The sequence below is a fragment of the Duganella hordei genome, from assembly GCF_040369125.1.
GTDB lineage: Bacteria > Pseudomonadota > Gammaproteobacteria > Burkholderiales > Burkholderiaceae_D > Rugamonas > Rugamonas hordei.
This window is the reverse complement of sequence record NZ_BPWI01000007.1, coordinates 187,299-213,205: the sequence shown is the minus strand read 5'-3', so window position 1 is coordinate 213,205 and position 25,907 is coordinate 187,299. Positions and strand designations below refer to the sequence as shown.

Sequence of the window (25,907 nt, the reverse complement as noted above, 5' to 3'; positions counted from 1 at the left end):
CCGCTCAGAACAGGGTGGCGCTGTCGAGCAGTTGGGCGGCCACGGACGACAACACCAGGCGCACCAGTTCCGCCTGGCGCGTGGCGCCGGTCTTGCCCAGTACCTGCTTGAGCTGTCCGCGCACGGTACCGAGCGAGACGCCGCGCCGGACCGCGTATTGTTCCAGGGAGTAGCCGGCCGCCAGGCCGGCCACCAGGCACGCCTCGGCCGGCGTCAGCCCGAACAGGGTGGCGATGGCGGCCGCTGGAATCGGCGCACCGGCGCCGGCGCCCGTCACGGCCAGCAGCACCGACGTGGCGCCGCCGGGTGCGCGCGGCTCCAGACACAGCCCTTGCAGCGCAAGATGCAGGCAATCCGCTCCCTGGCCCAAGCTCAGGTAGCGGATGGCGCCGGTGCCGCCATCGGCAAGCTCGCTGAGGTCCCGGCGCAGGCGCGCGTCGGCGGCCGCGCCGGCCGCCCTCAGGCACCCGGCGCGCAGGGACACGCCGCGGCTCCCCGCCAGCGTGGCTTGGGCGCTGCGGTTCATCCACTGCACCCGGCCATCGCCGGCGCACACAATCAAGCCGCAGCGCAAGCGGTCCAGGTGCCGGTGCAGCCGCTGGTCAAGATCGGCGCCGTCCTGCCGGCGCGACTGCAAGCCTATGGCCTGGCCAAAATGCGGCGCCAACATGCCAAGGCGGCCGGCCTGGAGGGCGGAGAAATCGTCCTGGTCGTCGACTGCGCGATGCAAGGCCAGGCCCAGGTAGGTGTCGGCATCGATCTGTTGCAGGCTGCCGATGAAGCGCCCCAGGCGATGCTGCGCCAGTTGTTCGTGCAAGAGGTGCTGGGCCGGATCGTCACGGTCGAACAAGTCCTCGTCGCGGCTGATACGCCCCAGGGCGCGCGCCATGCGCCGCGCGTCGAACCGAGGATTGTCGGGGCCGGCCACACCGGCCGGCGCCGTCTCGCGGCTCAGCGTGAGGGAATCGGCGGCCATCCAGCCGATGGACGGCCGGGCGCCGCCCAGTTTGACGGACTGGAGCACGGCGGAATGAGCGCCGGTCTCCAGGCACAGCTGGTCCAGGACGGCGGTCCACTGCGCCGGCTCGTCCTGGCAGCCGTAGAGCTTGAATAACAGCGTGTCGCTGGCATTCACGCGATCTCCACGGTCCGGTCGCGAGGCCGCGCGCGCCGCAGGGCTGCCGGGGCCAATGCAACGGGTGCGACGGCGCGCACGCGGTCGGTCTTGAACACGTCGACCGCCTGCACCAGATTGCCCGCCTGATCCTGCAGCGATTCGGCTGCAGCGGCCGCCTGCTCGACCAGGGCGGCATTCTGTTGCGTGACCGCATCCATCTGGATGATGGACAGATTGATCTGGTCGATGCCTGTGCTCTGCTGGTGGCTCGCTTCAGAAATACCGCTCATCATGTCCGCCAGGATTTTTACGCTGTCGACGATCTCGTTCATGGTCGAACCGGCTTCGGCCACCTGCTTGCGGCCCACGTCCACCTTGCCGACCGAATCATTGATGAGCACCGCTATTTCCTTGGCCGCCGCCGCCGCCCGTTGCGCCAGGCCGCGCACCTCGGCGGCGACCACGGCGAAGCCGCGTCCCTGCTCCCCCGCGCGCGCCGCCTCGACGGCCGCATTCAATGCCAGGATGTTGGTCTGGAACGCGATGGCGTCGATGGCGCCGATGATGTCGACGATCTTCCTGGCCGCCGCATTGATCGCATCCATCGTGTGGACCACTTGCGCGACAGCGGCTCCGCCTTTGAGCGCGAGATCCGAGGCCGACCCGGCCAGTTGATTGGCTTGCCGCGCGTTGTCGGCGCTCCGCTTCACGGTGCTGGTCAATTCATCCATCGCGGCCGCGGTCTTTTCCAGCGAACCCGCTTGTTGTTCGGTGCGGGAGGCCAGGTCGAGGTTGCCGACCGCGATCTGCGTCGACGCGGTGGCGATGGCGGCCGTCGATTGCCTGATTTCCTCTATCGTCCGCAGCAAATTGCGCTGCATCGCCTGCATGGCAAACAACAGGCTCTGTTCATCGCCCTTCCCGGTGGCGACATCCACGGTCAGGTCGCCGGCCGCGATACCGCGCACGATCTGCAATGCGTATTCCGGTTCGCCGCCGAGCTGGCGATAGGTCCTGCGTATCAGGAAAAATCCGACCACGGCGGCGATCAGCACCCCCGACGCGATCGCAACGATGATCGCGCTGCGCAGCGAAACGTAGCGCGCACTGGACTGCTCATATTCCGCCCTGACCGCCTCGACCTGCAGCTTGCGCAGCGTATCTATGCCGTCCGTCACCGCGGGTATCAGCAGCCGGAGATTCTCCTTCATCTGGCCGCCAAGATCGATGTTACCTTCCCGCAGCGCGGCGGTGGTCGGCGCCACCCCTTCCTTGACCATCCTCGCGTAATTCAAGTCGAACTTGCGCGCCAGCTGCGCTTCCTGCGGTGTATGGGGGGCGGCCATGTGCGCGCTCCAGATCCGGGCGATTTCCGCGGAATTTTTTTTGATCAGCTCGGCGTCGGCGTCGATCTCGGTTGCGATGGGATTCAACAGCGCCTCGGCGATCGCGAGCCGGTTCTGCACCAGGAGAATATCGATGCGTGACACCCGCTCCAGGGCCTTGGTGCGGTCTTCGTAGACGGCCTTCAATCCCTCGTTGGATTTGTTCATGCCGTACAGTCCCACCAGGCCTATGGCGATGGCCAACAGGCAAAGAAAGCCAATTACCGCACTCATGCGCGCCCGCAGTGTCATTTTCATTTTCTCAGTTACGGTCTTGGCCGAGGCCGGCAAAGCGCACCGCATCGGCATTGCACAAGAGGCGCGCGGCCACCAGGCCACCGACGAAGGCCAGCGGGATCACGCAAATCAGCGCATACGACGTGAACCGGCTGGCGCCCGTCAACACGTGAAAATTCATCACGGCCAGCAACAGGATGGCCATCAGCCCGATGCCGGAGACGACAGGCAGTATCAGCGTACGCATTTTCCCCAATCTGCCGTCATTGTTTCGCAAAAAGAAAATAACGACGGCGGCGCTGGTCAGCGACATCAGCAGCATGATGCACAGCGTCGCCAGATTGGACAGCCACGCAAACAAGGTCAGGACCGGATCGGCGCCATTCACCGCGAACAGCAGGACCACGCAGGCGCACAGCACGCTTTGCAGCACCGAGGCTTTGTGAGGACTCTGGTGTTCGCGGTGGGTATGGCCCAGCACACATGGAAACAGGCCTTCGCGGCCCATGGCGTAGAAATAGCGGGCGGTCGCATTGTGGAATGCCAGCAGCCCGGCGTACACGCTCATGATGAACAGCCCGCGCAGAATGGTGGTCAAGACGGGGCCGGCGTAACGGTCCGACAGCGTATAGAGGAACATCGTCGGGTCGGCCAATGCCTGGATGATGGCCACGACCTTGTCCGGCCCCGCGCCCACCACCATGCACCATAGCGACACCGCATAGAAACACCCGATCAGCAGTACCGAGATGTAGGTGGCCAGCGGTATATTCTTGCGCGGATTTTTCGCCTCTTCGCCGTAGATGGTGGTCGCCTCAAACCCGATAAAGGCGGCAAAGCAGAACAGCAGCCCGATGGAAGGATTGCCGCTTTTGACGACCGACGGCGTAAACGACGCCAACGTTATGCCGCTGTCGCCGCCGGCCCTCAAGATGGAGACGTCGAGAAAGAAGACGGTCGCGTATTCGGCAATGACGAACAGCGCCAACACCTTGGCCGACAAGTCGATTCGGCGATAGCCGAATACCGCGATGGTGCCCATCGCGGCGAACGCGCATGCCCACCACGGCACGTGTACGCCAAATACGGCCAGCAACGAGTCCGACGTCACCGCGCCGAACATCCCGTACAAGGCGAATTGCAGGGTGTTGTAGCCGACAATGGCGATCACCGCCGCGGCGCCGCCGACATGGCCGCCAAGTCCCCGGGCAATGAGGGCATAGAAACCGCCGGCATTGGTCACCTGCCCCGCCATCGCCGTATAGCCTGCGGCGAACGCCAATAACAGAAGCAAGGCCAGGATGACCAGGGCCGGCGTCCCCGCGCCGTTGCCCAGCATGATCCCGATCGGGAATCCCCCGGCCACGACGCTGAGCGGACTCGCCGCCGAGATAACCAGCAGGACGATCAAACCCACACCCAAGGTGCCTCGCCGCAGCTCCGTGGATTGCACCGGCAGCCCTTCCACCTCCATCAGGCGGGTTTCTTCCAACATATTCATTACTTAGTCTCCTTCAATTTCTCTGGGGTGCCGCGGGCGGCACTGGCCCTGTCGTCGAGAACAATATCTGCCGGCCATCGGCGGCAATCAGGGCCGCGGTCAACGACGCTCCGCCTGCCGTGCTTGTATTGGAAAAACTCAGCCCGCCATTGTCGCTGACGATGTGCAGGCCATCCAATCCGACGGCAAGCAGCTTGCCCTTGGCCTCCACCAGGCGCGTGATCGAACTCTTCAGGCCCGTTGTCACGGGCGACCAGTGCGCTCCCTGATCCGTACTGCGGTACATGCTGCCCCGCAGTCCCGCGACGACCAGCGTGCCATCGGCCAGGCCGATTCCGCTCCAAAACGAACCCCGATATCCCGTGCCGAGATAGGTCCAGGTTCGGCCCCGGTCGGCGGACCGCAGCACCATGCCGTGTTCAGCCGCTGCATAGAGAATACCAGCAGGGCCGGCAAACAAGCCAAACAGATTCAAGTCCGCCTTGGCCGAGCCGGGCGGAGGGGTCAATGTCTGCTTCTGCCACGTCTTGCCGCCATCCTCCGTCACCAGCACGAGCGACCACAAGCCGACCGCGACGCCTTCGCGGGCATTGAAGAAATGGACCGCGAACAGCGGGCGATCCTCGTCGGCCGCCAGGCGCTGAAGCTCCCAGCTTTCGCCTCCGTCCCGGGAATGAAGAATCACGCCCCAGTGGCCAACCGCCCAGCCCGACCGGGCATCGGCAAAACTCACGGAATTGAGCATCGTGCTCACCGGGACCGAGCGCGCCTGGCGAAAACTCAATCCCTGGTCGTCGGATAGCTCGACCACGCCATGATCGCCGACCGCGACAACACGCGTTCCGGCCCAAGCGGCATCGAGCGTCGTCGCGGTGGCGGCGTGCGCGGCGCGCACGGCCGGCTCCGGACGCAAGGCGGCGTCGGCGGCGAAGCCGGCATCGGCTACCCCAAGCGCAAGCCAGGCGGCAATCGCGGCGCCGGCGATTCGGTTCTTTGTAAAAAACATCGTCATACCCTTAATGAGTCAAGAGACCAGGAACGCGCGGCGGCGACCGGCGCGGGAACAGACGATCGAGCCAGACGGCCAGCGCGGGCAATACCGTCATGGTCGTCAGCATATTGACCATGAACATGAACGCAAGCAGCTTGCCCATGTCCGCCTGGAACTTCAGCGCCGAGAAGGACCAGGTCGCCACCCCGATGGCAAGCGTGACCGCGGTGAAGATCGTCGCGACACCGACTTCCAGCAACGAGTTTTCGAGCGCCTTGGTGATCGTCTGACCGCCGGCCAGATGCAACTGCAGGCGGTTGTAGATATAGAACGCGTAATCGACACCGATGCCCACCGCCAGCACCATGACCGGCAGCGTGGCCACGGTCAGGCCGATTTGCAGTTCCTTCATGAACCAATAGCCGATAAAGGTCCCGATGGTCAGCGGTACGCAGCAGGACACCACCGCCCGCAGGTCGCGATACACCACGAACACCAGAATAATGATCGCGGCATAAACGTATAGCATCATCGGCAATTCGCTACGCTCCAGCTCGTCGTTCACGGCGGCCAGCACGCCGGCGTTCCCGGCCGCGAGGCGGATGGTCGCGATGTTAGTCGGATGCGTGTCGCGGAAGGCCTTCACCTGTGCGATCACCCGGTTGATGGTTGCCGCCTTGTGGTCGGTGAGGTACAGGTGCACCGCCGTCATGCTGCAATCCTTGCGCATCGCGCCGCGCACCCTGGCGACCTCGGTGGACAAGGCCGCGTAGTTCGCGGCGTCGATGGGCACCACGTTCATCTTGGGGTTGCCCTCGTTATAGCCTTCGTTGTATTGGCGCAGCTTGCCGGAGTACGACTCCACGGACAGAACGCCCGCGACCGGCTGCATCGCCCAGGAGAACTGATCCTGGAACACCCCCAGCGCCACGTTGTCGCACGTATGCACCGGCGCTTCAAAGACCACGGTCAGCCAATCCAGTCCCGTGTCGTAGTTCGACGCGACGGACCAGGCGTCGCGGTTGTAGCGGGCGTCCGCGCGCAATTCGGGCGCGCCGGCCTGCAGGGTGCCGACCACGCGGTCGCGGCTTTGCCAGACCGCGCATCCAAGCACCACGGCCGCCACCATCAAGGTCACCAGGGCATTCCGGGGTATGGCGATGCGTGCGAGGAACCTCAGCCACTTGGCGCGGTCATCGCGCCGGCGTATCGTTCCGGCAGCAAACATCGCGTTGAAACGGATGTACGAAGCGGCCAGCGGCAACATCAGCAGGTTCGTGACGATCTTGTAGGCGACGCCGAAAGACGCCGCGATCGCCAGTTCGCGCACCATCGGAATGGGTATCAGCAACAGCGTGACGAACGAGACCAGCGCGGTGGCCAGCGCGAGCGTGCCTGGAATCAGCAGGCCGGTGAAGCTGTCCCGGCATGCGTCCAACACCGTGCGGCCTTGCGAGATCCTGCGGACAATGAAATTAATCTGCTGTACGCCGTGCGACACACCGATGGCGAATACCAGGAACGGCACCAGCACCGCGAGCGGGTCCAGTCCGAATCCCAGCAACTTCAAGGTGCCGAATTGCCATACCAGCGAAGTCAGCGAACAAGCGATAGGCAGCAACGTGAGCTTGACGGAGTGGCAGTACCAATACACCGCCAGCGCGGTCAGCAGCAGCGCGATGGCGCAAAATCCCAGCACCGAGGAAGCGCCGTCGGCGATCTCGCCGATCTGCTTGGCGAAGCCGATGATCTGGATTTCATAATTCGCGTCTTCGAACTTGCTGCGGATGCTGTCCTCCATTTGCCGGTTGTAGGCGACATAGTCCAGCTTCTGGCCGTTGGCGTCGAACTCGATCAGCTCCGCCGTGATCATCGCGCTGCTGCCGTCGCGCGCCACCAGCGTGCCGACAAATCCACCCTGGATCGCCGATTGCCGTATCTTGGCGATAATCGCGGGATCGAGGCGTTCCGGCGTGATCGTGCCGTCGATCAGCGGATCGGCGCGAAAGCCCTCCTCCGTGATCTCGTTGACGAAACTGTTCGGCGTCCACAGCGATTGGACACCCAGCCGCTCTATGTTCGGAAGAAACGAAACCGCCTGCGTCACCTCGTAGAGCCTGGTCAGCGCGGCGGGTGTCCAGATAGTCCCCTTGCGCGCCTTGACGACCACCGTCAACCGGTTGGCGCCCAGGACATCGGCCCGATATTGCTGGAACGTCTGGACGTACTCATGACCAATCGGCAATTGCTTTTCAAAGCCGGCATCCATATGGAGCTGCATGCCAAACCAGGCCATCAGGACGGTCAGCGCGAGCAGGCCGGCCAGGATCGGCAGGCGATGGCTGAAGACAGAGGTCTCCAGCCACCGCACAGCGCGTATCAGCCATCCTTCCTTGCCGGATATTTCGTGATCAATACGCATGGTAGTTAAAAGTTCCTGGACACGGTGATGCCGACGAAGCTACGGTCGCGATACGGCTGATCGAAGACGGTGGAGCCGCCCCAGAACTTCGAATAGTTAACCGCCGCCTGCCAGCTGGCCGGATTCTTGATGAACGAGACGGTGAGATTGGCCGATTTCGCCCCTTCCATGAAAGTGCCCGCGCTGTTCGGCGTCCGGCCCTTCAAGGCCTGGAAGTAGTACACCTCCGGCACCACCTGCCAGCCTGGAACGAGGGTCCCGTCGTACACCCAGCTGAAGTCGAAATTCCAGCCGTAGGAGGCCTTGGTGCCCACCGGCCTGGGTGTCCCGAGCGGATTGGTCTCCTGCCCCCAGCCCCATCCACCGGCCGATATCGGATCGCCGGCGTACGTCTGTTTCAAGCCGGGATAGTAGATCCCCACCGCCTCGACCATCAGCGTGGCGGTGTCGGCTTTGAGGAAGTCGAGCAAGCCCTTGGCGTTGCTCGGTGTCGCCGAATACAAGCCCGTGAGGGCGGCCTGCGCCTTATGATTATCGACCCAGCAATTGCCGTTCTGCGATGCGCATCCGCTGACAGCGGAATTCAAGGCCACGGCGTCCCGGGGACGGTATGACAATTCCGAACCGATCGCCCAATCGCCCAGCGGGAAATTCAAGCTGGCGCCAAAGAGCTTGCGGTCTTCAGGAAAAGTCCATCCCACCACGCCCGTGTCGTGGGTATTGAAACTGAAGGCCGGTGCCTTGTCGTGATAATTCATCGCGTACAGGCCGAGATTCATCTGGGTTCCCGCCGGCTGGTAACGCAGCGAGGCGCCCCACTGTCCGCCGTTGCGCGCCTTGGTGGTGGTCAGTCCATAGGCGGAATCGCCCTTTCCCAGGCCGTTGACGTCCGACCAGTAGCTGCCGGTCGGAGGGAAATAACTTTCATTCCATTTGGCCTGGACGTAGGCCTCGAAATTGAAGCCATGCCCCAGGCCGGTGGCGAAACTGGCCATGGGCGCGGGCAAGATCGCCTCCTTCAATTGCGTGCCGGGCTGGGACAGCTTCATGATGTCGACCGCGTTGGTGCTATTGATCCCGCCCGACAGGAACAGGTTTTCACCCCAGCTGATGACCTGGTTGCCGACACGAACGCGCGCCCGCTGATCGCCCAGGTCGAAGGATTTGCTGACCCAGAAATCAAGCAGGCGCGCCTTGAAGCGCAGATCGTCGCGCGCAGCGTCCGAGAGTCCGTTGGAGACCGCGGGCTGACCCGGGTCCGCCGCGCTGGTATATCCGGTGGTGTGGGTCGAGGAAATATCCTTCGTCCAGAGCACACGCGTCATAAAGGTCACGTCCTCGGCCGGCATCTTGAGCAACACCTCATGGGTGCCCTTCAGGAAGGTGGTGAAGCGGTCCCCTTTGGCGTAGTTCAGGTCTCCCTGGTCACCCAGCGCGGAGGTGGGCGCCAGGCAGCCCGCCGGCGCTCCCGCTCCCGTGGCGCCGCTGAGTATCAGGCCGCACGAGGGGTTGCCGGCCCTCACCCCGGTCCCGATGGACACCGTCGAATCGATGCTGCCGGTGATCGCTTCCGTGCCGAAGGTGGTGGCGTTCGCCGCATCGGCGTACATGGCCAGGGCGGCGATCGTGCAGAACAGCGGCGGATTTATTTTTTTCATGATTTTTTCCCTAAAAGGACAGTTTGGTACGCACCGAGGAAATGTCCGTTAGCGCTCGCTGATGGCGCGGAGGTTTTCCGATGTATAGAATCCCGCCTTGTAGCGGGGACCATTCGGCTCGGTCACCCACTGCACGTCCTGTCCTGCGCCGACTGAAGAGATATCGAAGACGTAGCGGCCTTCCGTGAGGTTGTGCTGCACAAAAGCCATCACGTCGCAGCTGCCGGTCTCGTAGACGGGGATCTGGAAACCCTCGCGGGCCTTGGACAGCTTCCCTTGGCCGTCATAGTCATCGGCAAGCAGCGCCGCCCAGCTGTCCTCATCCAGGTAGAAAGTTCGTTTCGGCGCCGAGTGGCGCATGCCGGCCTTGACCGTCGCCTCGACCACCCACACCCGGTGCAGCTCATAGCGCCGGTGGCCCGGCTCGATGAAATCGCGCTGTGCGACATCCTCGAACTTCGCGCGGAAATCGTAGGCGCCGAACGCGCTATACGGCACGTATACTTCCTTCTTGCCGACCAGCTTCCAGTCGAAGCGGTCCAGCGCGCCGTTGAACACCTGGGGCTCGTCCAGGGTGTACTGGTTTTCAAACCCGATCTGCGGCGCGTCATGTGAATACGACGGCATGCGTCGAACCCGGCGCTGCCCCGGGAAGTAGTAGAACGTCTCGTTCTCCGCTTGATTCAGGTACTGGGTGATGGCCAGCGACTGCCCGGCCAGCGCGGTCGGCGTGTTATAGGCGAAGTAGACATAAAACTCCACCGGCGGCAGGGTCGAGAGCAGGGTCGATCCCTTGACTCCGGAAGGCAGGAACACGGTCTGGTCCGAACCGGCCTTGATCCACTCGTCGGATCCGCGCCGCGGCGAGGCCGCCGTGGTGAGATTCTTGTAATTGATGCCGACGCCGCGGTAGCGCATTTTCGAGTTCCACATCGCCTCGACGCCGCTGGAAGGAATCGGGAATGGATATCCCGGCACATAGGCTTCCTTCAGGCTCCATCCATCCGGGCCGAGTTTCGCGGTGCCGACGTTCTTCTTCGTGTTCGCGGCGACAAAATCCGGCACGCCGCATACGCGATGGGTCGGATAGACATCCATGCGGTAGCCCTTGATCTGCTTGAGCATAGCCAGCTGCCCCGCCGACAACTTGTCCGCGTATTTATCCGCGTTGCTGGCGTCGATGGAGAACAGCGCCTTTTCGCCCTTGTTCTTCCAGTACTCTTGCCGCGGCTTGCCCCAGCTCCAGCCGGGCAAGGCCGGCTCCGCCCCCTGCCAGGCGGGTATCGTGCCGTCCTTGTTCCCCGCTTTTTCAGCGCCGGAAGGGGTGAGTGTCTTATCCAGCATGGAGGCGTCGGCGGCGGTCGACGGGCGCGCCGCCATCAGAGCGATGGAAGCACACGCGGCCATCAAACTCATCTTGAAACCAGCATGCGAGGTAGGTCGGTAAATCATCTGAAATCTCCTTAAATTCATTAGCTTGCGACATACAAAGGGGGCTGCCGCTAATCCAGTTTCGGGGGCGTCCCTGCGCCCGGCAGCATGCGGGTCAAGGTGTCGTCCCGCCGCGCAAAATGATGGAACAACGCTGCGGATGCGTGCAATGCGACGACTACCCATGCGACCCAATGCCCCAGGAAACGATGGACCGCTTCCATCGGCGTTTCAACGTCCTTCCAGGACAGCGCGAATTCGGCCGCTATCCAGTGATACAGGGAAGTGTCCTTGAACGCCGGCACAACAAAGACGCCAAAATTCGTCGGGTCGTTGGTATTCATGTATCCGGTCACCGGCATCATGATCATGAGAAGGTAGAGGCCCCAGTGGGCGAGGCGCGCCATTTGGTGTTCCATCCGCGATCCGGGCACCGGATCCGGCGCCGGGCTCCATATCCTCCACAGCAGCCGTGGAACGACCAGGACCCCGACCGCGATACCCAGCACCCAATGAAGGTTGAGCAGCGGGATCACCAACGTGTCATCCGTTTGCATGCCGAACAGCGGTGGCTTGATGCTCGTTTCCGGGTCGATAAACCAGATCACGTAGTACACAATCACGTAGGCTGCGATGAACGCGATGGCCATCGACCAATGGAAGGTCTTGGCGACAGTGCCGAAGCGCTCACGAGTATTTTTCAAGATCATCAAACCACCTCCATAAGACGTATGCGGATCAAGGCAGCAGCACCGTGATCACTTTCTCTTCCGTGTACGACAGCACGCCCGTCAGGCCGCACTCGCGTCCGATGCCGCTGGTCTTCACGCCGCCCCACGGCAGGTTCGGATCGAGGGGACTCCAGCAGTTCACCCCGACCGCCCCCACCTTGACCGCGTGCGCCACCTTGTGGGCGCGCGCCAGATTCGTGGTCCAGACGGTCGCCGCGAGGCCGTAGCTCGAATCGTTGGCGATGGCGATCGCTTCCTCTTCGGTATCGAACTCGATCACGGTGCCGACCGGTCCGAAAATCTCCTCGCGGGCGATGCTCATCTGATTGCCGGCGTTGCCGAAGATGGTCGGGCGGACAAACCATCCGCGTTCGTGCACGGATACGCCGCCCGCCAATACCGTCGCGCCCTCGTCTATGCCCTGCTGGATGTAGCGGTTGACGCGTTCGAACTGCCCTTTCTTGGCCACCGGCCCCATCGTCACACCCGGCTGCGCGGGATCGCCCACCCGCACCTGGGACGCGGCCTGTACCAGGGCTTCGGTAAAGCGCTTGGCGACGCCGCGCTGAACCAGGATGCGCGTTCCCGCCGCGCACACTTGGCCCTGGTTGACAAACAGGCCCAACGCGCAGCCACGCACGGCATCGTCGATCGACGCGTCATCAAACACGATCTGCGCGCTCTTGCCGCCGAGCTCCAGGGTGACGCGCTTGAACATCGAACCGGCCACGCGCTGGATCTCCCGCCCGACGTCGGGACTGCCGGTGAAGGTGATCTTGTCGACGTCGGGGTGCTCGCACAGCGCCCTGCCGACCACCGCGCCCGATCCCGTCACCACGTTCACCACGCCGTCCGGGAAGCCGGCCTCCTTGCACAAGGCGGCCAGGTGCAGGGCCGACAGCGGGGTCTCCTCCGACGGCTTGATCACCACGGTGCATCCGGCGGCCAGCAGCGAGGCGAGCTTCCAGCTGGTGATCATCAACGGCGCGTTCCAGGGAACGATGGCGCCCACCACGCCGACCGGCTCAAGCCGGGTATAGGAGAGCGTCTTCACGCCCATATAGCCGCCGGTGGGGATCGTGCGTCCCTCGAGCTTGTCGGCCCAGCCGGCCGCCGCGCGCAGCGTGCCGACGGCATTGGGCACGTCCATCATCTGCGGCTCCATCGGCGAGCGGCCGATGCATTGGGCATCCATGTCGCCCAATAATTTGCCATCGCGTTCGACCAGGTCGGCCAGGCGATTCATCAGCTTGCCGCGCGCGGCGGCGGGCAACTGGCTCCACGCCCCGCCGTCGAGTTGCGCACGCGCAGCCGCGACGGCGCGGTCCACGTCCTCCCTTGTGCCGCTTGCGGCCGTTGCAAAAGCCTGTTCGGTGACGGGGCTGACGAGATTCATCGTCGCCCGGTCGGAGGCATCGACGGACTGGCCGTCGATGAAATGCTTGAGGTTTAACGTCATGAGAACTCCGAATGAATTATGTGCGGTTAAATGGCACTGTTTTAAAACCGGCCTCCAGCGCCTCGACGATGCGGTTCACGTCCTCGCGCTGGATCACCAGTGGCGGCGATAGAATGATTTGGCTGCCGACGGGGCGGACGATGACGCCGTGCTTGCGCACGGCTTCCGCGACGGCATAGGCGTATCCGGAGGTCGGGCTGACCGGCTCGCGGGTCTGCCTGTCATTGACCAGATCGATGGCCAGCATCAACCCCTTGCCGCGCACCTCGCCGATAGCCTCGAATCGGCCGACGAAGGATTGCAGCGCCGTCAGCAGGTAGCCTCCTTGTTTTGCCGCGTTGCCCGGCAATTCTTCCTCGATCACGATTTTCAGGCTCGCGAGCGCGGCGGCGCAGCCGACGGGATGGCCGGAATACGTGTAGCCGTGCATGATGGCGCCGGAGGCGTCGGCGCTGTCGTCGAAGGCCTGCGCCACGCGCGCATTGAGCGCCGTCGCGCTCAGTGGGATATACCCTGACGTGATTCCCTTGGCGAAGCACATGATGTCGGGTTTCACGCCCCAACCGCGTGAGCCGAACAGATTGCCCGTACGGCCGAAACCGGTGACGACTTCATCAGCGATGAGCAAGACCCCATATTTGTCGCACACGGCGCGCACCATTGGCCAGTAGTTCGCCGGCGGGACGATCACGCCGCCGGCGCCCTGGACCGGCTCCGCAATGAAGGCGGCCACCGTGGCAGGACCTTGGAACTCGATTTCGCGCTCAAGCAGCATGGCGCAGATGCGTCCCAGCTCTTCCGGGTCGGTGGTGAACGGATTGCGATACTCCGAGGGATTTTCCACATGAAAGCAGCCGGGCATATTGGGCTCGTAGCTGCGCCGGAAGACCGCGTTCCCGTTGAGCGCGGCACTGGCAAAGTGACTGCCGTGATAGCCCTGCTTCAGCGCGATGAACTTGGTGCGTTCGGCCTGCCCCGCGATCTTCCAGTACTGGCGCGCCAGCTTGAGCGCCGTTTCCGTCGCGTCGGAACCGTTGGAGCCGTAGAAGACGCGTTGCATGCCCTCCTTCGCCAGCATGCGGACCAGTTCCGCCGAGAGTTCCTCCGCGCGGGGATGCGACACGCCATCGAAGAGCTGGAAGTACTCGAGTTCGTCCAGTTGCGCGGTGATCGCCGCTTTGACCTCCGGGCGGTTGTGCCCGACGTTCACATTCCACAACCCTGCGACCGCGTCGACGAATTCTCGGTTCGCATCGTCGAATACATGGCAGCCTTCGCCACGTACGATGCGCAGCGGTTCACGCTCCTTCATTGCGGCGGGATGCATCATCGGATGCCAAAAACGAGAATCCTGGTAGGCCATGCGAGACTCCTTGATTACAGGCTAGTGCTATTGAAGTGAGTCTAGGCCTTGGACGTTCCGAGCGTTATCCCAAATCAGCACATCGTGAAGTCGGCGCGTTGGGCGGTGTCAGAGGCGTGGACCGCAAAACAACACTTGTCGCAATCCCACAATTTGAAACTATAAATAAACAGCCCCCAGCCGAAGGGACTCCGGCGCAGTACAATAGCCAACATTACCCTCCCACCAACGCCTCGCCACCTTCCTATATGTCAAGTCTCACCCGGATGCTCTCCATACTTGGGTTGTTCTCGAAGGAACACACCGCACTGACCGCCGACACCATCGCGGACGAGCTGAAACTCACGCGCACGACGTGCTATCGCTATATCAAGGAATTAATGGAGGTAGGATTACTCGTTAGCAACATGGGGGCGTATGGGCTCGGGCCCCGCATCATCCAGCTGGACTATCAGATCCGGGAGACCGACCCGCTGCTGAATATCGGTCGCGACGTCCTGGCCGAACTGGTCGCCAGTACCGGCGGCATCGGCCTGCTTGCAACCATCTACGACAGCCAGATCATCAACATTCATCAGGAGGGCGACGACAGGGAGCTGGCCCTGACCTACAGCCGCGGAAAGGCCGTGCCCACCTTCCGCAGCGCGAGTTCCAAAGTCATCCTGGCCCACCTGAAGCAGGCGCGCCTGAAGCGAATTTGGAAAATGCATCAGCACGAAGCGGATGTCGGCGCCATCGGGCCCGACTGGGAAAGTTTCAAAGTACACATGCAGACAATCAAAGACCATGGGTATTGGGTGTCGCACGGCGAACTGGACTACGGCGTCGATGGCGTGGCAGCCCCGATCCTGTACCGCGACGGGACCGTCGCGGGCAGCATGACGCTCGTGTTCAGCCACGAGCGCTTCTGCCTCTACAACGAGGTGTTCCTGGGTCAACTTGTCATGGGCGCGGCGACGCGTGTCGGCGACATGCTTCCGGCAAACGTCGCCATGGACGCGCAGAGCGCAACGGCCAAGCCATCAGGCGGTTTGGATATGGAATGAAAAAAGGGCAGCCGCATCGGCTGCCCTTCATCGATTGGTTCTGCAAAGAGTGCGAATGCTCAGGCCGAGGCATCGACGGGGGAAGCTAGCGGGGGCGATGCGGGTGCTTGCTGCTTTGCAATGGAGCGGAAAGCTTTCGGCGTGCAGCCGTATTCTTCCTTGAACAGCTTATTGAAATACGACACGTTAGCGTAACCTACGGAATAGGCGATTTCCGCCACCGCTGCGCTGCTTGCCTCGGCCAATAACCGGGCGGACTCGGTCAGCCGGAGTTTATTCAGGTAACTGGTGAATGTCATGTCCAGTTCGGATTTCAGGACTTCATTTACTTTATTGCGGTTGACGCCAGTTTCATTCATGACGCGTTCCAGATCCAATTCGGGGTCCGTGTAATTGGTCGCAATAAACCGCAATATGGACGCTTTTTCTTTGTCTTTATACGGCTCCAGCGTCAACTGGCGATACGCCATCAAGGGCAGGTCCTTTTTCATTTTCGAATCCATGCTTGCCGTCAGCGCGCGCGTATGAGCCAGGAAAAACCAGATGGCAAAGATGGTCAGGCTGGACACGATGACAATCGCCAGCGCCACCAGATAACGGTAATCGCGTCCATGCAAAGTCAGCTCGCTGATTTCCAGGTACGAGTCCCTGTTGCGGGGGCTGTTGCCACTGGTCCCGAACAGCATTTTTGCCACATGGTCCAGCTTGTAGGCCTGCTGCGACAATTCGAGTTTCATCGCCGCGAACCACCAGTCGGGCTGGGTGAAACGGTTCAGGTCCAGCGATACCGACACACCCTGTTCGGTGCAGGAAAAATAGGTGCCGGGCGAGCGGTAGGTCAGGAAATCGCCTGGCTTGGAGAATTTCTCGTCCAGGGTGGAAATCCCGAGGAACATCGAGTTGGCCGGCGCACATTTGGCCAGGAAGGTCACCGTTGCATACTTCGACCAATCCGCATGCGCCAGCTTCCCCTTGCCGTCATCAAACATGAGTTGGACGGACGCAAAGGGAAAATGGTCCTGGTTGGTCAACCGGAAGTCAAACCGCATGCGCTCGCGCGAGCCGTCATGCATGCGCACCGTCGAGGACCCGCCGGTGGCGACGTCGGTATAGGTGTCGTAGTGCCAGCGCGCGTCTTCGTTCTTTGCTGGCAGCAAGGACAGCGACAGATAACTTTGATACACCAGCATACACGCCACTAGCGCGTCGGCAATGACCAGGAAAATGAACGCGAGCAGCGCCTTCTTGTAGAATTCATGCATACGATACGGTCCCGAACTTTCTTCCCGCGCCGGCTATTTTGCCGGCTGCGATGCCGCATCATAACAGTTTCTTTCCCTCACCAGCCACACTCAGGGCATGGAATGTCAGACCTGACACCGGGTTTCGGACACCTTGAAAAAAACGGAGGCGCGGGGCCTCCGTTGCCGGCAACCGCGCGCCATGCGCAAGCCGGCTGCCGCGCGCGGCGCCGACCTGACATCAGGTGAAATTAATTGGTGTAGATCAGACCGCGGCCGGTGCCGGAGAAGTAGATCCTGCCGTAGATGTTCTGGTCCGCCGCCAGCACGCCGATGCCGCCGTACTGATGCGCATCGTCGTTGAAGCGGGTCCAGTTGGCGCCGCCGTCATCGGAGCGGTAGATGCCCCACACGCCGTTCATGGCCCCCACCACGTAGACCGCGGCCGAGTACGCAGCGCCGGAGGCCGCCTTGCCAAGGGCCACGATGCTGGCGCCCTGCGTGCCGTTGGCGCTGGCAAAACCGTTGAGCTTGGTCCAGTTCGCGCCCGCATCCAGCGAGTGGTACACGGTGTTGCCGTCGGCCAGCCAGAGGTCGCCTTCGGCGTTGGGGTTGACCGCCATCGAAGTGCTGCCCCAGGCGTTGGGCGCCAGGCCCGCCGCCACCGAGCCCTGGCTCAGCGCAAAGGTATGGCCGCCATCGGTCGAGACGTAGACCTTGCCCGCCGTGGCCCAGGCCGCGCCGCCCGAATCGTAGGCATAGACCTTGTTCGGATTCTTGCGGTCGGCGGCCAGGCGATAGCCGCGGTCCCAGTTCTGTCCCACCACGGCAAGCGCCGGCAGGTTGGTCGCGGCCCAGCTCGCGCCGCTATTGGTGGTGTAGGACGGCACCGAGTTGGCCGGCGCCCAGACCACGTTGTTGCGCGACGGAACCGCCAGGTTCCCGGCGTTGCTGGTATTGGCCTGCGCACCGGCAGGCAGGGTCGCGAAGTTCGACCAGGTCTTGCCGCCGTCGCCGGACCAGAAGCCGAAGCCGCCCGCGCCGGACCAGTTGGCTACGCCCGCGCCGGCGATATACAGCGGATCGTTCCATGCCATGTCGGCGGCGTTGCCGTTGCTCCAGTTGCTGGCGGGCCCCATGCCGGGCTTGGTGCCGAGGTCGGTCTCGACCCAGGTGCCGATGTCGCCCGCACTGTTGATGAACTTGTAGGGTGCGCCGGCCGGCCCCACCGCCAAGGCCAGGGTCGCGGTTTCCTCGATATTGGCGACCGCGCCGCTCCAGCTTGGCGTGGCCGCCGAGGCGTTCCTGGTCTCGACGATGCCGCCGCCGTGCACGTGCAGGATGTGGTCGCGGTTGAACGGATCGATCTCGACATCGTCAACCCAGCCGGAGGCGGTTTCGCCCGGCATGGTGGCTTCGATTTCGCGCCAGGTCTGGCCGCCGTCGTCGGACAGCTGCACGATCTGCTGGCCGCTCCAGCTGCCCCAGGAATTGCTCACGCCCAGCGCGATACGGGTGGTCGCGCCGCTGCCGTAGACCGACACGCCGCCGAGGCCGAAGTTGGTGCCGTTCAGCGGATCCTCGCTCTTCAGCAGGGTCCAGTTGCTGCCGTCGAACTTGTAGAAGCGGCCGGGACCGCCGGCGCCCGGCCCGGCATCCTTGGTGAACACGACGTAGAACATGCCGTCCGCGGCGCGCACCATGTGCGGGATGTGGTAGCCGGACACCGGCGTCGGCACTGGCGTCCAGCTGGCGCCGCCGTTGCCGGACTTGTACAGGCTGGAGCTCAGTCCCGCCGCGCCGGCATAGTCCGGCGCGATGGCGGCGTAGATGGTCTGGGTAGCGCTGCCGCTGCCCTTGGTCCCGGTGTCGTACAGCACCAGGTCGATCCCCATCCCGCCGCCCGCGGCGCTGATCTGATCCGGGCTCAGTTTGAGCGGGGACAGCGAACTGACCTGGCTCCAGCTCCGGCCCGCATCACCGCTCTTCCACAAGCCGGCAGTGCGCGAGCCGTAGAACAGGATGGACGGCTTGTTCGGATCGACCATCAGGCGTTCGCCCATGGCCCGGCCGGGGTTGTTGCCGCCCATCGCGAACGGCACGTCGACGTGGGTCCAGTGGTCGCCGCGGTCGCTGGAGATATAGAGGCGGCCGTTGCCCTCGAACGTGTACATGCCGGTCATCACGTAGACCAGCTGGTCGTTGTTCGGATCGAGGGCGATGCTTTCGATGCCGTGGAAGCGGCTCTCGGCCGCGCCGAAACCCAAGCCGTCGGTGACCGGCGTCCAGGCCGAGGCGGCCTGGTCCCAGCGGTAGGCGCCGCCGATATCGGTCCGTGCGTACAGCACATTCGCGGAGGTCGGATGGAAGATCAGGCCGGAGACATAGCCGCCGCCGCCCCACTTCACGCTTTTCCAGCTGGCGGCCGCCGTTGGCGTTGGCGTTGGCGTTGGCGTTGGCGTTGGCGTCGGGGTTGGCGTGGGCGCAGGTGCCGGCGTGGGTGTCGGGGATGGGGCCGGCCCCGGCGCCGGTCCGCCGCCTCCACCGCCACCACCGCAGCTTGCCAGCAGCACCATGGCCGACAGACCGGCCAGCCGGCGAATCCGAGCGCTCAGCTCAGGCGATTGATGACGAACACGCATTTACACCTCACACAATGGATGGATAGTGCCCGCAGCATACGTACGCCGGGCGGGCCTCACAATTACTAAAATGGGCAAATACGGAAATGAAATCTGCCACGACGCCGCATCAGCACGGCCTATGCGGCGGTCTGCCGGACCGGAGCGGCCGCCACGTGCTTGTGCACGAACTGCGCGTGGTCCGGCATGCCGTCCACCGCGCGCGCGATCGCATTGCGCAGATTCCAGAAGTGGGCCTGCACTTGGCGCAGATCCTGCAGCTCCGCCAGCGGATCGTACGCCTTGGGCTGCACGCCGAGCCCGGTCAGGATCGCCAGGTGGGACTGTTCACGGAAACCCTGCTGGTCGTAAATCATGACATGGCCGGTTTCGCGGAACAGTTCGATCTGATGCCGCAGCGTGTCCGGAATCGGCATGTTGGCGCAATAGCGCCAGAACTCGGAGTCGCTGCGGTCGGTGATCTTGTAGTGCAGGATGATGAAGTCGCGCACGTACGCGTAGCGCTCCGACACCAGGCGGTTGAATTCGTTCGCCAGCTCGGGACGGAAGCTGCGGTCCGGGAAGAACTGCACCAGCCAGCCCACCGCGTTTTCGATGATGTTGATGCTGGTCGACTCGAGCGGCTCCAGGAAACCGCCCGACAGCCCGACCGCAACGCAGTTCTTGATCCAGGACTTGCGGCGGCGCCCGGCGGTAAAGCGCAGCTGGCGCGGCTCGCCCAGCGCTTCGCCGTCCAGATTATCGAGCAGCAGCCGCCCCGCTTGCGCATCGGAAGTGAAGCCGTCGCAGTACACGTAGCCGTTGCCGGTGCGGTGCTGCAGCGGGATGCGCCAGGTCCACCCTGCCGGGCGCGCGGTCGAGATGGTGTACGGCGTGATCTGCTCGCCCTTGGCGCACGGCACCGCCTGCGCGCTGTTACAGGGCAGCATGGCGCTCCAGTCGTCGTAGCCGGCCTGGTACACGCCCTCGATCAGCAGGCCGCGGAAGCCCGAGCAATCGATGAACAGCTCGCCCTCGATGCGTTGGCCGTCGCGCAGCTTGACGGCGGTGATGAAGCCCGTTTCGGGATGCTGTTCCACCTCGGTGATCATGCCTTCCACGCGCTGCACGCCGCGCTGCGTGGCGTACTCGCGCAGATAGGCCGCGTACAGCCCGGCGTCGAAATGGTAGCCGTAGGAATAGGCCGGCCCGGCGCCCGGCACCAGCTCGAACGGCGGCGCAAAGCGCTGCCGGCGCGCCATCATCGCCGTGATCGACCATTCCTCGAACGGCGGCATGTCCTTGAATTCGCGCGCCAGCCGCATCCAGTGCAGATAGGGCGAACGGCCCTGGACCGGCGGACCGTAGTCGCTGAAGCCGTGGAAGAAGCGCTTGCCAACCTGGCCCCAGTCCTTGAACTCGATGCCTAGCTTGAAGGTCGCCTGCGTCTTGCGGATGAAGTCCGTCTCGTCGATGCCGAGCGAGCGGTTGAAATACGGCAGCGTCGGCAATGTCGCTTCGCCCACGCCCACCGTGCCGATTTCCGGCGACTCCACCAGCGTGATCCGGCACGATGCTCCCAGCACACGCGCCAGTCCCGCAGCGCTCATCCAGCCGGCGGTGCCGCCGCCGACGATGACAATTTTACCAATCGCTTGCTCGTTCATCTCAGCTACTCCTTGCTCAATCAGTCACGTCATAGGTCGGGCCGTCGCTCCAGTTGTTCCTTGGCGAACAAAGAAAAAGCCTCCCGCGGCCGTGCCGGGCCGCAAGAGGCTGATGCGACATCAACTTAGAACGCGTAATGCGCCTTCAGGTAGTAGCTGCGGCCGGTGAAGTTGGCAAAGTGCTCCTTCAGGCCGATCTGCTGCTGCACGTACTGCTTGTACATGGCGTTGGTCAGGTTGCCGACGTCAAAGGACACACCGATCCTGTCGTTGACCTTGTACTGCAGGCCAAAGTCGACCTGGCCGTATGCTCCGCCCCACAGCGGCAGCGCGTAGTTCGCCGAGCTTGGCTGGCCCCGGTTCGGGCTGTCCGGGTTCAGGTCGACGCCATCGCTGCCGTTGCTGCCGAACAGATTGATGCCCTGCAGGTAGTCCGACCGCCATGCATAGGCCAGACGCGCCGACCACGGCCCTTTGTCGTACAGCAGGGCAAAGTTCGCGGCGTTCTTCGACATGCCCTGCATCGGCAACGAGCCCAGCACGTGGCCGTCGGTGTCGCAACCGGCCAGGGCGATCAGGGTGGCCGAGTCCAGCGTACCTTTCGGCGTGCACCACAGCCCGGCCGGGGCGTGCATATCCTGCTTGCTGCGGATATAGGTGTAGTTGCCCTGCACCCCGATGCCCTTCAGCCAGTCAGGCACATTGTCGAAGTAATGCTGGAAGCCCACCTCGGCGCCGTAGGCGCGGCCATCGGCGCCGTTGGCCGGCCCGTTGGTCAGGAAGTCATGCGTCGCGCCACTGGAGTCGGTCAGCCTGTTGATCACGGTGCGCTGGATGATGATGTCCTTGATGTGCTTGTTAAACAACGACAGCGTCAGCGAACTGCCTTTGCCGGAGTACCACTCCGCCGTCAAGTCCACGTTGTTCGACAAGACCGGCTTGAGCAGCGGGTTGCCGGCATTGTCGCCTTTGTAGTCGATCGAATCGAGCACGCTCTGCTTGGTCACCGGGTCGGTGTGCGTGTTCGCCTGCAGGTTCAGCGAGGTGTACTGCTGCATCTGGTAGAAGTCCGGCCGCGACATGCCTTTCGAGGCGGCGAAGCGGAACTGCAGCTCCTCGTTGGCCTTCATGCGCAGGTTCAGGCTCGGCAAGACGTTGCTGTAGTCGTGCTCGATCGTGCGCATCTCGTTCACGCCCGCAATCGTGGGCACGCCCTGCACCTGGGTGCCGGTCGGCGGGCTGAAGACGAACATGCCGGTCGCCTTTTCATTGGTTTTCACCACACGCATGCCGACATTGCCGTCGACCGGATAGCGCAAGTCGTCGAAGCCGAAGCGCAACTGCGCGTAGGCGGCCTTGGTGCGCTCTTTCTGCAGGTTGGTATCGGTTGGACCGCCAAATACCGACGGCTTCCAGCCGGTGCAATCGCCGTTGGCGGGCGGGTTGGCGCAGTAATAGTTGGCGTAGTTGTGGATTTCCTGGTACGACGACGGCACCGAGTTGAAGGAGCTGGTCACCACCGCCTGGGTCGGTACGATGATGGTCGGCGCCGCCGGCAGCGTGCCATTGAAGAAGTTGCCGAAGCTGTGCGCGACGTAGTTGGTCTGGCTCAGGCGCGGATCGGTCACCACCGCGAAGTGGTTGTAGGGCTGCCAGCTGTTGCCGACCGACCAGGCCTGGGTGATGTTCTGCCACTCGTTGCCACCATTGCCGCCGTGGGTACGCTGGGTGTCCGAATCGCGGTCGGTCAGGCGCACGCCGAAGCGCAGGTCGTGCAGCACCGGCGAATCGAACACGAACTTGCCGTCGAGGCGAGCCACATTCTGGGTGGCCACCGCCGCGTCGCGGTGCTCCTGGGCGAAGCTCCAGTAGTAGTTATGGGGATCGGCCAACCAGGCGCGGTCGCTGGCGTCGAAGGTATAGGTCGGCACCGAGGTGCGCAGATCCACCGTTTCCTTGGGCATGAAGCCGCCCAGGCCGACCGTGTTGTCATAAGCCTGGCTGGTGGCGCGCGTGTGCTGCAGATCGGCGCGGAACGACAACTGGTCGTTGGCGCGCCAGTCGACGTTCCAGGCCAGGTCGGCGGTGTCGGCCCGGCGGCTCGACTGGCGCGCGTCGGTACCGAAACCGATGCCGTTGCTCAGGCCGAAACCGCCGTCGACCGGGTTGTGCAGCACGCCCGTCAGCAACGCCCCTTTGGAATCGAAGGTCGCGCCCGGATCGAGGGTCAGCGTGGACGGCGTGGTGCTCATGAAGAAGCCGCTCTCCTCGGTGTACATCTTGTACTTCGATTTGAAGTAGGTCATCGAGGAAGACCAATCGTCTTTCTTCCATTGCAGTGCGCCATACAGGCCGTCACGGGTACGGTTGAAAATGTTCGAGCTCCAGCTCGCGCCCGGGCTGATCCAGCGGGTCTGGCCGGGCACCAGGTCGAGGCGTGGAATGTAAGGGCTGATGCCCATGCTGTCGCTGGCGGTGGAAATTTCCGAATGCGCCAGGTCGAGCAGCGCGCCAAACTGGCCCAGCGGGGTTTTCCAGCGGTTCGAGACCAGACCGGACAGGCCCGGCTTGTTTTTGTTGCTACGGGTGGCGCGCGATTCTTCCAGCGACATTGCCGCCTTGAAGCCCGGATAGTCGAACGGCAACGCGGTGCGCAGGTTGACCAGTCCGCCGATCGCGCCCTCGATTTGCTCGGCGGACGGATTCTTGTAGACGTCCACCCCGGCCATCAGCTCGGGCGGCACGTCTTCAAAGCTCAGCGCGCGGCCGCCGTTGGCTGAGAACGAGTCGCGCCCGTTCAGTTCCGAGCGCACATAGTTCATGCCGCGCACCGACACGCCGGTGCCCTCGGCGGCGAAGCGCTGGTGGCCGTCGCCCACGCTTTGCAGCGGGTCGGCGCGCATCTGGGTGCGGTCGATTGACACCCCCGGAATACGCTGCAGCACTTCGGTCACCGATCGGTCCGGCAGCTTGCCGATGTCGGCGGCCACGATCGAATCGACGATCTCATCCGAATTCTTCTTGATTTGCGATGCCGACTCCAGCGCGGCGCGCTGGCCGGACACGATCACCGTGGTGGTATTGGCATCCTTGTCCTTGTCGGCGGGTGTGGTGCCGCTTTGCGCAAATACCGCGCCGCTGGCCAGTAGCATCACTTGGGCGACGCCTGCGGCAATCGCCGTTTTCTTAAATTCTTTCAATTTTATCTCCGTCATTGTTCTCAGGCCGTGCGACCCATTTTGTATCGCTGGATATCACAATGCGATGTACAAATTTTGCTTGCGGCATCAACTAATAGCAATTCTCAAATTCACCAACGTAAAAACAAAAAATCGTATGCTCGGCGCGCCGGCGCATGCTCGCGCGACAATTCCTGCGGCACAGGATCGGCGCACTGAGGCCAGCTGGTGCCATCGAAACCCTCTTCGTCGTACTCCAACAACAAAGGGGGCGCCGCGCGCCGCGCCGCATGGCCATCCGGCGCAGATAGTCGGCATATGGGCTGGCGTGAAATGGCAGGCGTGCTTGAAGGGCGCGCCGCGCATCGCATCGGGGCGCAAAAGCGCTGCGCTGCTACATCGGCGATTCCGGCGATGACCGTTAGTCAGCGGAACAGCAGCTGGGCAAAGTCATACAGGTTCTCAGCCCAGCTGTCGCGGTCGTGACTGTACGGGTCGACATTCCACACATGCGGGATGGCGCTGGACTTGAGGTAGCGGTGGAAGTCTTGCGAAATGTGGAACAGGCCGTCCTGGCTGCCGCACGACAGATACAGCAAGCGCAATTGGGTCCGCGCGCGCGCCGCGTCGGGCAACAGCACGGCGGCTGCGGCGGTATTCGGCGCCGACGAGAAGCCGCCCACCCAGCTGAAGCTTTCCTGGTGACCCAGGCCGAAGTTCAATGCCTGGCCGCCGCCCATCGACAGGCCAGCGATCGCCCGGTGCTGGCGGTCGGCCAGCGTCGGGTACTGCCGGTCGATGGCGGGTATCAGCGTTTCCATCAGCTCGCGTTCGAAGGCGGCAAAGGCCGCAATATGCTCGGGCGTGAAGCTGCGTTCCGGCGGCGGCGGCTTGTCGTCCGCCCGCGCGCGCCCGTTGGGCATGACGACGATCATCCGCACCACCTTGCCATCCGCGAGCAAGTTGTCGAGGACGGCGTTCGAACGCACATAGTAGCGCCAGTCGTCCAGGGTGCCGCCGAAGCCGTGCAGCAGGTAGAGCACGGGATAGCGGCGCTCCGTGCTATAGCCCGCAGGCAGATAGACATTGGCCTTGCGCCGCGTGCCCGTCACCGGCGAATCGTAGCTGAACTCCTCCACCCTGCCCTGTGCTACCCCGGCCCGCGCGTCCGCAAATCCGCCCGGCGGAACTGGGAAAGCGCGCACGTCATCGGCCGCCAGTTGCGCAGGCTGGTAGACGCCGGGGGGCGGGCCGGAGCGAGGCTGCTCAGGGTTGGCTTCCCGGCCGGCGTTTTGAGCCCGCGCCGCCACAGCAACGGCCAGTACGGCCGCCAGCGCCGCCGCGCGGGCGAGCATATGACGGCCGGTTCTCATGGCGCAGTCCTGTGCGCCTGCGCGCCCGCCAACGGCGTCAACACCACCAGCGCGCCACCACCGCCCGCCAGCGCCAGCTTGATGCGGCTGTTCTGGCCCGGCTGCGCCGTGCTCGCGGCCAGGTGGCCGCGATCCTTGCCGTCCTGCAGTATCTCGGCGCGACAGCGCACCCCGCCTGCGAGGAAGTCCAGCGGGCTCTCCGGCCTGCCGTCCGGGTTCTTGTACGCTTCCGGATTGTCCGCCACCATCACCAGCGGCGAGTCATACACCACATACATCGCCACCCGGATGCGGTGATCAGGAGGCCCCAGCACCGTGTTCGATTGCGCCCCTGCCGCCAGGGGAAGCGCCAATACCGGCAAGGCCTTTATGAAATTGCGCAAGGTGCGGCACATAATTTATGGCTTCTTTTTTGCGTTCGACAAATTGATTACCATGCCTTTTCGTTTAACCGAAAGGATGTGAAGGCTCCCGGCGGGCCGGGA

The 25,907-nt window shown here is 63.4% G+C and carries 17 protein-coding genes; 1 reads left to right on the top strand and 16 read right to left on the bottom strand.

What is annotated here, in order from left to right:
• Positions 1-4 precede the first annotated feature (4 nt).
• The 10 genes from ABWW33_RS18190 to ABWW33_RS18145 all read right to left on the bottom strand — a co-directional run bounded on the left by ABWW33_RS18190 (position 5) and on the right by ABWW33_RS18145 (position 14,295).
• Positions 5-1,135 carry a helix-turn-helix transcriptional regulator gene (locus ABWW33_RS18190; RefSeq protein WP_353403107.1) on the bottom strand — a complete coding sequence of 377 codons (1,131 nt, stop codon included), beginning with the start codon at positions 1,133-1,135 and terminating at the stop codon, positions 5-7.
• Entirely contained in the window at positions 1,132-2,754 is a 1,623-nt protein-coding gene (locus ABWW33_RS18185) for a methyl-accepting chemotaxis protein (RefSeq protein ID WP_353403211.1), read from the bottom strand. Before ABWW33_RS18185 ends, ABWW33_RS18190 begins: the two co-directional genes overlap by 4 nt.
• A gap of 10 nt (positions 2,755-2,764) precedes the next feature.
• On the bottom strand, positions 2,765-4,240 hold the full coding sequence (locus ABWW33_RS18180) for an APC family permease (RefSeq protein WP_436143790.1): 1,476 nt from the start codon (positions 4,238-4,240) through the stop codon (positions 2,765-2,767).
• Positions 4,241-4,253: 13 nt separating this feature from the next.
• Positions 4,254-5,246 (bottom strand): WD40/YVTN/BNR-like repeat-containing protein, encoded by a 993-nt coding sequence (locus ABWW33_RS18175; protein WP_353403106.1) that lies wholly within the window; start codon positions 5,244-5,246, stop codon positions 4,254-4,256.
• Between the two features lie 10 nt (positions 5,247-5,256).
• Complete coding sequence (locus ABWW33_RS18170; RefSeq protein WP_353403105.1) at positions 5,257-7,653, bottom strand: efflux RND transporter permease subunit; 2,397 nt, start codon at positions 7,651-7,653, stop codon at positions 5,257-5,259.
• A 5-nt stretch (positions 7,654-7,658) separates the two neighbouring features.
• Positions 7,659-9,311 carry a DUF1302 domain-containing protein gene (locus ABWW33_RS18165; RefSeq protein ID WP_353403104.1) on the bottom strand — a complete coding sequence of 551 codons (1,653 nt, stop codon included), beginning with the start codon at positions 9,309-9,311 and terminating at the stop codon, positions 7,659-7,661.
• A gap of 48 nt (positions 9,312-9,359) precedes the next feature.
• Positions 9,360-10,727 (bottom strand): DUF1329 domain-containing protein, encoded by a 1,368-nt coding sequence (locus ABWW33_RS18160; RefSeq protein ID WP_413449566.1) that lies wholly within the window; start codon positions 10,725-10,727, stop codon positions 9,360-9,362.
• An 86-nt stretch (positions 10,728-10,813) separates the two neighbouring features.
• A complete protein-coding gene (locus ABWW33_RS18155; protein WP_353403208.1) occupies positions 10,814-11,452 on the bottom strand; it encodes a cytochrome b in 639 nt (212 codons plus the stop codon).
• A gap of 28 nt (positions 11,453-11,480) precedes the next feature.
• Positions 11,481-12,932, bottom strand: coding sequence for an aldehyde dehydrogenase family protein (locus tag ABWW33_RS18150; RefSeq protein ID WP_353403103.1), 1,452 nt, complete (start codon positions 12,930-12,932; stop codon positions 11,481-11,483).
• 16 nt (positions 12,933-12,948) lie between these two features.
• Entirely contained in the window at positions 12,949-14,295 is a 1,347-nt protein-coding gene (locus tag ABWW33_RS18145) for an aspartate aminotransferase family protein (RefSeq protein WP_353403102.1), read from the bottom strand.
• A gap of 248 nt (positions 14,296-14,543) precedes the next feature.
• Between ABWW33_RS18145 and ABWW33_RS18140 the strand changes: the two genes are divergently transcribed.
• On the top strand, positions 14,544-15,341 hold the full coding sequence (locus tag ABWW33_RS18140) for an IclR family transcriptional regulator (protein ID WP_353403101.1): 798 nt from the start codon (positions 14,544-14,546) through the stop codon (positions 15,339-15,341).
• Positions 15,342-15,400: 59 nt separating this feature from the next.
• Here ABWW33_RS18140 and ABWW33_RS18135 read toward each other — a convergent pair whose 3' ends face one another.
• The 6 genes from ABWW33_RS18135 to ABWW33_RS18110 form a co-directional block, all read right to left on the bottom strand.
• Positions 15,401-16,603 carry a helix-turn-helix domain-containing protein gene (locus ABWW33_RS18135; RefSeq protein ID WP_353403100.1) on the bottom strand — a complete coding sequence of 401 codons (1,203 nt, stop codon included), beginning with the start codon at positions 16,601-16,603 and terminating at the stop codon, positions 15,401-15,403.
• Positions 16,604-16,833: 230 nt separating this feature from the next.
• Complete coding sequence (locus tag ABWW33_RS18130; protein WP_353403099.1) at positions 16,834-19,224, bottom strand: dockerin; 2,391 nt, start codon at positions 19,222-19,224, stop codon at positions 16,834-16,836.
• Positions 19,225-19,343: 119 nt separating this feature from the next.
• A complete protein-coding gene (locus ABWW33_RS18125; protein WP_353403098.1) occupies positions 19,344-20,870 on the bottom strand; it encodes a tryptophan halogenase family protein in 1,527 nt (508 codons plus the stop codon).
• Between the two features lie 125 nt (positions 20,871-20,995).
• Positions 20,996-24,070, bottom strand: a complete 3,075-nt coding sequence (locus tag ABWW33_RS18120; protein ID WP_353403097.1) for a TonB-dependent receptor — start codon at positions 24,068-24,070, stop codon at positions 20,996-20,998.
• Between the two features lie 404 nt (positions 24,071-24,474).
• Positions 24,475-25,422, bottom strand: a complete 948-nt coding sequence (locus tag ABWW33_RS18115; protein WP_353403096.1) for an alpha/beta hydrolase — start codon at positions 25,420-25,422, stop codon at positions 24,475-24,477.
• Positions 25,419-25,805 (bottom strand): hypothetical protein, encoded by a 387-nt coding sequence (locus ABWW33_RS18110; protein ID WP_353403095.1) that lies wholly within the window; start codon positions 25,803-25,805, stop codon positions 25,419-25,421. The genes ABWW33_RS18115 and ABWW33_RS18110 overlap by 4 nt, the downstream gene beginning before the upstream one ends.
• Positions 25,806-25,907 lie beyond the last annotated feature (102 nt).

Bases quoted from the DNA above. Each gene is read 5' to 3' on its own strand.
- ABWW33_RS18185 (WP_353403211.1), bottom strand. From the start codon at position 2,754: ATGACACTGCGGGCGCGCATGAGTGCGGTAATTGGCTTTCTTTGCCTG.
- ABWW33_RS18180 (WP_436143790.1), bottom strand. From the start codon at position 4,240: ATGAATATGTTGGAAGAAACCCGCCTGATGGAGGTGGAAGGGCTGCCG.
- ABWW33_RS18175 (WP_353403106.1), bottom strand. From the start codon at position 5,246: ATGTTTTTTACAAAGAACCGAATCGCCGGCGCCGCGATTGCCGCCTGG.
- ABWW33_RS18170 (WP_353403105.1), bottom strand. From the start codon at position 7,653: ATGCGTATTGATCACGAAATATCCGGCAAGGAAGGATGGCTGATACGC.
- ABWW33_RS18165 (WP_353403104.1), bottom strand. From the start codon at position 9,311: ATGAAAAAAATAAATCCGCCGCTGTTCTGCACGATCGCCGCCCTGGCC.
- ABWW33_RS18160 (WP_413449566.1), bottom strand. From the start codon at position 10,727: ATGAGTTTGATGGCCGCGTGTGCTTCCATCGCTCTGATGGCGGCGCGC.
- ABWW33_RS18155 (WP_353403208.1), bottom strand. From the start codon at position 11,452: ATGATCTTGAAAAATACTCGTGAGCGCTTCGGCACTGTCGCCAAGACC.
- ABWW33_RS18150 (WP_353403103.1), bottom strand. From the start codon at position 12,932: ATGACGTTAAACCTCAAGCATTTCATCGACGGCCAGTCCGTCGATGCC.
- ABWW33_RS18145 (WP_353403102.1), bottom strand. From the start codon at position 14,295: ATGGCCTACCAGGATTCTCGTTTTTGGCATCCGATGATGCATCCCGCC.
- ABWW33_RS18140 (WP_353403101.1), top strand. From the start codon at position 14,544: ATGTCAAGTCTCACCCGGATGCTCTCCATACTTGGGTTGTTCTCGAAG.
- ABWW33_RS18135 (WP_353403100.1), bottom strand. From the start codon at position 16,603: ATGCATGAATTCTACAAGAAGGCGCTGCTCGCGTTCATTTTCCTGGTC.
- ABWW33_RS18130 (WP_353403099.1), bottom strand. From the start codon at position 19,224: ATGCGTGTTCGTCATCAATCGCCTGAGCTGAGCGCTCGGATTCGCCGG.
- ABWW33_RS18125 (WP_353403098.1), bottom strand. From the start codon at position 20,870: ATGAACGAGCAAGCGATTGGTAAAATTGTCATCGTCGGCGGCGGCACC.
- ABWW33_RS18115 (WP_353403096.1), bottom strand. From the start codon at position 25,422: ATGAGAACCGGCCGTCATATGCTCGCCCGCGCGGCGGCGCTGGCGGCC.